This window comes from Synergistaceae bacterium (genome assembly GCA_031267575.1).
GTDB lineage: Bacteria > Synergistota > Synergistia > Synergistales > Aminobacteriaceae > JAIRYN01.
Map to the genome: position 1 here is coordinate 62,488 of JAIRYN010000056.1, position 6,172 is coordinate 68,659.

The 6,172-nt window shown below is 52.7% G+C and carries 5 protein-coding genes; 3 read left to right on the forward strand and 2 right to left on the reverse strand.

Annotated elements, in window-relative coordinates:
• The first annotated feature begins 16 nt into the window (after positions 1–16).
• Positions 17–1,003: an HlyD family efflux transporter periplasmic adaptor subunit gene (locus LBJ36_09735; GenBank protein MDR1379313.1), complete on the forward strand. Its 987-nt coding sequence runs from the start codon at positions 17–19 to the stop codon at positions 1,001–1,003.
• The gene (locus LBJ36_09740) at positions 1,000–2,754 is read left to right on the forward strand and encodes an ATP-binding cassette domain-containing protein (protein MDR1379314.1); all 1,755 of its coding nucleotides are present in this window, start codon (positions 1,000–1,002) and stop codon (positions 2,752–2,754) included. The genes LBJ36_09735 and LBJ36_09740 overlap by 4 nt, the downstream gene beginning before the upstream one ends.
• Positions 2,755–2,899: 145 nt before the next feature.
• Here LBJ36_09740 and LBJ36_09745 read toward each other — a convergent pair whose 3' ends face one another.
• Positions 2,900–3,283 carry a hypothetical protein gene (locus tag LBJ36_09745; GenBank protein MDR1379315.1) on the reverse strand — a complete coding sequence of 128 codons (384 nt, stop codon included), beginning with the start codon at positions 3,281–3,283 and terminating at the stop codon, positions 2,900–2,902.
• Positions 3,284–3,404: 121 nt separating this feature from the next.
• On the reverse strand, positions 3,405–3,854 hold the full coding sequence (locus LBJ36_09750; GenBank protein MDR1379316.1) for a DUF4065 domain-containing protein: 450 nt from the start codon (positions 3,852–3,854) through the stop codon (positions 3,405–3,407).
• Between the two features lie 773 nt (positions 3,855–4,627).
• Between LBJ36_09750 and LBJ36_09755 the strand changes: the two genes are divergently transcribed.
• A partial coding sequence (locus tag LBJ36_09755; protein ID MDR1379317.1) for a leucine-rich repeat domain-containing protein occupies positions 4,628–6,172 on the forward strand: 1,545 nt, incomplete at its 3' end.

A 6,172-nucleotide genomic window follows, 5' to 3' on the forward strand; every position in this document is an offset into this window, starting at 1 on the left:
AAGGGAGCGGCAATGCATGAAGAAAATTTTGTTCGTTTTGATTTTGCTCGGCGTCGGATTAGGATGGATTTTTTACCGGGAGGGGATATTGGTTTTTTACGCTCCCTCCCCCAATAAGGAGTTGAAGCTCTTCGGAAACGTGGAGATCCGTCGAGTACTTTTGGGCTTTCGCGTCCCTGGCCGGCTTTTGGACATTTACTACGAAGAGGGGCAGCAGGCCGCCTCCGGCGATTTGCTGGGGAAGATCGACTCGTTACCTTATGAGGTTCGGCTAGCTGAAGCGCAAGCGAACCTGCGTCAGGCGCAGGCTAACCTGGAGAAGATGGAGAGCGGCTACCAGTCCGGGGAAATTCGTCAGTTCGTCGCCCGACGCGATCAGGTACGGGCATCCCTGAGCCTGGCTGAGAAAGACTACGAACGCCTGTCGAACTTATTCGCCCAGAGAGCCATATCTAAAAAGGACCTGGACGACGTAACTTCCGTTCGAGACCGGCTGAAAGCGGAACTGACCTCGGCGGAGTCCGCGCTGGATTTGATGCGTAAGGGTTACCGTTCGGAGGATATCAAGGCGGCGGTGGCGGCGGTGGAATTGGCTGAGGCGCGGTTGTGGGAGGCGAATATCGCCCTCTCCGACACGAAGCTCTACACTCCGGCGGAGGGCACAATCTTGACTCGGGTTGCGGAGCCTGGGACGATTCTGGCGGCAGGACAGGGAGTTTACGCTATGATGCTGAAAAGACCTGTGCAAGTGAGGTCTTACGTGACGGAGCCGCAATTAGGAAAAATCCATCTGGGCATGAGGGGGAAGATATTCACGGATTCCCACCCCGACCCCTTGGAGGGAACGGTGAACTTTATCGCTTCTGAGGCGGAGTTCACGCCTAAGCAGGTTCAGACGGAATCTCAGCGTGTGGACTTGGTCTACCGTATTCGCCTGCTGGTCGAGGACAACCTTGGGGATCGCCTGAAAAACGGTATGCCCGTGACCCTGTTTCTGGAGTGATCTCCATCGAGAACGTCTCCTTCGCTTTTAAAACACCGGCATTGAAGGGGATTACGGCCAAAATCCAGAGGGGGCGCGTCACGGGGCTCGTGGGCCCGGACGGCGCTGGGAAAACAACGTTGTTACGTCTGTTCTGCGGGCTTCTCGTTCCAACCGAGGGGCGTCTATCCATTTTGGGTGTCGACCCCGTTACTGAGCCCGCGGCGATTCACGTTCAGGTCGGCTATATGCCCCAACGTTTTGGACTCTACGAGGACCTTTCCGTGATGGAAAACCTAGATCTTCAGGCGAACCTTCGCGGAGTTTCACGAGGAGACAGGAGAAAGCGTTACGAGGAGCTTCTGAGCTTTACTGGTTTGGGGCCTTTTACAAAGCGCCTCGCTGGGCGTCTGTCCGGGGGAATGAAACAAAAACTGGGGCTGGCTTGTACCCTCCTTGCCCGGCCGCCCGTGTTGCTTCTGGATGAACCCGGCGTAGGGGTTGATCCTGTGGCGCGGCGGGAATTGTGGAGGATGGTGCGGGGACTTCTAACCCCGAATCGCGTGGTTGTGTGGAGTACCTCCTATCTGGATGAGGCCGAAGCCTGTGACTCCGTTTTATTGTTGAACGAGGGAGATCTGCTCTACGACGGGCCTCCGGCCGATTTATCGGCAAGGGCCAAGGGGCGCGTGTTCTTGATCGAGGGAGCGCGGGAACGGCGTCGTGCCCTGATCATGCCTCTGATGGAAAGGCAGGAGACGCTGGACGCCGTCATTCAAGGAAGCGCGGTGCGAGTGGTGACTCGCAGCGACGGCAGCGCCCTCCACACGGACATGAAAAACCTGAGCCGACGGATTGGGATAACACCAGAGGACTCCGCTCCGGAATTTTTACATGAACTTTCTTGCCGTTCGGCGGAGCCCCGTTTCGAGGACGCTTTCCTAGATATTCTGGGCGGTGCTCGGCCTGGTAACCCCGCCGTCTCGAATTTTTTCAGCCCGAAGAGTGTCACGGGCAGCGTCGTGGAAGCCCAACACCTGACTAAACGCTTCGGAGCGTTTACAGCCGTGGATGACGTTTCCTTTTCGATCCGGCGCGGAGAGATTTTTGGTCTTCTCGGCCCTAACGGAGCGGGCAAGTCCACCACCTTCAAGATGATGTGCGGACTTCTGAGCCCTACTTTGGGGGAATGTTCCATCGCCGGGATCAACTTTGGGAAAGCGCCGGGTGAGGCGCGTTCGCGCCTGGGTTACATGGCCCAGAAGTTTTCCCTCTACGGAGAGTTGAGCGTGAAGGGAAATCTAGATTTCTTTTCCGGTGTTTATGGGATGAAGGGCGAGGAGAAAAAGGAAATTATCCGGCGGGTCATCGAGGCCTTCGATCTCTCTCAATATCTGAAGACGCCAGCCGAGGCGCTGCCCTTGGGGTTCAAGCAGCGCCTAGCGATGGGATGCGCCATCATGCATGGTCCCGACGTGCTTTTTCTGGACGAACCCACCAGCGGAGTCGATCCCGTGACGCGCCGCGAGTTCTGGACCTATATCAACAGTGCGGCTCTGCGCGGCGTAGCCGTGATGGTCACCACCCATTTCATGGACGAGGCCGAGTACTGCGACCGCATTGCGCTGGTCTACAAGGGCAAGGTGATCGCATCCGGCACGCCCGACGATCTCAAATCCGGGGTCGTAAGGGCGAACGGCACATCCGTCCTTACTCTGGAAGACGCCTTTATTGGTTTGATCGAGCAAGCGGACTCTCTGGAAACACCATAACCGTATCATTGAAACCATCATGACATCCATGACATCGAGGACTATAACATCGCAATCATGCCGTTTGAGCGCGTCGAACGCGGCATTTCCGTCTTGGCCTCGACGCAGCCGAAATTTTTCGTTTTATAGAAGGCTATAGGAGGCTTTAGTGTTTTTTTGTGGGCCACCCGGCATGGAAGGGATCATAGCAAACAGCCTCAAAAGTACCATCGCTTAAGATGATCCCCCAGAGTCTCTCTTTGGCTCCGATGCGCAGTGAAAAAGGCTCGTCAACTCCGTCATCGATTAAGAGTTTCTCAAATTTGTTGTATAGATCTCTATTGTGGAACTTCAACTCGTTGATTGATATGAAATGGGACCCAGTTTTATCTTGATTCGTGATTTCTCCCCATGTCATTGTTTCATAGCCTTTAAGTCTGTCAGACAGCATATGCAAACAACATTTCGCTTGAGCGCTTCCTGTTGGAGACTGCGGAGCAAAGTCACAGGTTTCTGCTTTGAGATATGTAATCGAAAATGCCCAGTCCATACGGCAGAAGCGCCACCTTGGGCGTTTTTCCATAATCTCGGACTTTGTAATTGGTGGTTTCAGGTCGGAATGAGAAAATTGTATAGAGGTATTTTTCCCCTGTCGAGGAAGGTTTTGGATTTTAGTTTTCTTCAACATTAAGCAAGCCTAAGTAGAAATCAATAATCACGTCGCGGTCGATGATATTTTCAGATGGTTCTCCTGCCGGTATGCCTTTACGTGCTTCCTTCCATGGACGTTCACTATGCGTTATCTCGCTAAGTTCTCTGCCGCTGAACTTGCCATAGTCCCTGATAACGATGTCTATTGTGTCTCTAGCGATATCGTCCAGGTTGTTCGAATCTCCGCGCGGGAACATAGAAGCGTCAACATAGAGGCATCCTTTATGGACATTGAAGAGTGCGCGAACAACAGGCCCATTTGCCCAAGCCTCGAAATCATCTTCAAAAAGGGCTTGATCATCCCAGACCAATGACCACACTTGGCTGTAGTAAACCAGTTTTTGAAGTTTCCAAACCGTTATGGGTCCAGTTTGTTCCAATATGTACTTAGCTACATCAAAGACGCTCATTGGCCTCGCTATCCCTTTCCGTTAAAAAACAAAAACCCTCCGCGGATGGACCATATAGTCTTCTTATGGGGGGATAGGCTTAACTCTCATAGAGAAAGTATACCGTTCGGGCCGGTTAAAAGCAATACGCGTGATTCTCATCCAACGGCTGAAGCCGTTGGCTTTCTCATCGCTTTATTGTAAATAGCCCCGAAACCGCAGCTTGTTACCTCTAGGTGGATCTACATAGCTCAGAAGCCTACTGGGAGAAATCCTAAATCCACGATTTGCGCTTTTGAGGGTATCCCTGTGAATTGACAGATCCTCAACGCTGTGTATAATTAGGCTGTGTATAATTAGAAAAATTTTACGTTTTTTTATTTTAGAAAGAAGCGAGGGTGACTGTGATCACTGGTGACGGATGGATATGTGTGTTGCGGAGAAGGCAAAGACGGAGACGTTCACGCGCGTCTTTGTATGCGGAGAATCCTTTATTAGGCGCTTGACTTTTGAGAGGATGGTGTATATGCTCACAGAGGCACAGAGGCACAGAGGCACAGAGGCACAGAGGCACAGAGGCACAGAGGCACAGAGGCACAGAGGCACAGAGGCCTAATTATTCTTTTTTAAGAGATTATTTTGCCGTTTTGTTATTTTCCCTTCTTGTTATTCATTTCGCTTTTTTCGCTTCGCCGGCGACGGCGTTTATCTATGAGGGTCGAACTTATGACGACGGTGACCTCGCAGCTTTAAAAACTATCGAAACTTTTTCTGAGTATTCAGACCAAGCCTTGATGACGGATTCGTCAAGCATGATTTCCTGGGGGGAAAGATCGGGTGTTTTTCGTGTCACATCTCTCAACTTGCCTGGAAGAGGTTTGACAGGAACTCTCGACGTCTCCAGTTTGTCCGCTCTGAGGGACTTGTATTGTCATAATAATCAATTGACGGAACTGGACGTTGCCAATCTCTCCAATTTGGAGTACTTACATTGCGATAGTAACCAATTAACAGAGCTGGACGTAGCCAACCTTATCAATCTGAAGTCCTTGTATTGCTCTGGAAATCAATTGACAGAACTGGACGTCGCTAACCTTACCAATCTGACAACATTGTCTTGCCAGAAAAATCCCCTGGTCACTCTATCGCTGCCCGCTGTCCCCCCGACCTATATCGATGGAGTCAATCGCATCGTTGTATTAGTCCCCGACAAGACCAACTACGCCGACCTGCTGAAATTTCCCGCAGGGACCCACGTGCTGCTAGAGTCGGAGTATTCCGTAACTGTGACCGTTAATAGCGATGACGCCCTGACCCTGTCCGCCAACATCGCTGGAACGAACCGCTACCAGTGGCAAAAGAAAGGGACTTCGGACTGGGAGGACGTGGCGGGCGCGATCGCTGCCGTCTATGAGACAGACCTGGCCTCGGCCGCTGATCTCTACAGACTCAAGTTCTATTTCACCGACGACGCGGCCGGAATTTATGATTTTTACACCGCTCCCCTCGACATCGCGCAGGCCGCTCCTATCTCCACGAGCCAGACCGGCCTGACGGATAACCCCGCCCCCGGCAACATTACGACGATCCCCGCCGGAACAACTAACGTATCCTGGACCTTCACCATCAACTCAATGTACGATCTCACCACCGTGAAGCTGACGGAAACGCTGCCCTCCGGCGTAAGCCTGAGTCTTGCCCAGAACGCGATCACTCGCATGGTGACGGTGAGCGGCACAGTTTCCCATGGAACCAGCCCCTACACCATCGACCTGAAGTTACTGGCGAAGAAGACGGAGGCAATCGGTGCCACGGATACCTGGTACGAATCTCCAGCCTACACGATCACCGTCGCGGCTTCGATCGACATTCCCCCGACGGCCTCCCCGGATATCTCAAAAACTTCTCCAGACGTTCCATCGGTGGCTCCAGACAAGCTCCTAGAGCTTCAAAACAACACCACGATAAAGATTAATTTTAACTCTACCGGGCAAATCGTTAGCCTGGCGGTGGTCTCTTCTAACGGATCGCCGATCCCCGTCGAGGTGTGGTTCCAGATCTTACTGCTCGTGCAACCCGAAAACACGGGCGCGGCCCTCGACTATGACGTCTCCACCCTGGCCGACGAGAAGTACTATGGCCCATTCTTGGTGAAAAGCGCCTCGAACGCGAGCGGCGGCACAAAGCTGGACATCGACGTGGACAACTTGAAAAAACCGAACGGAAGCAAAGGGTTCATTCCCGCCGGGTCCTATAAGGTGAAGTTCGCGGACAATTCTTCGTCGCCGGTCTATGTTGGGATGACGGAAGTGATAGAGCTGCCCGCGACGTCGTTAAGC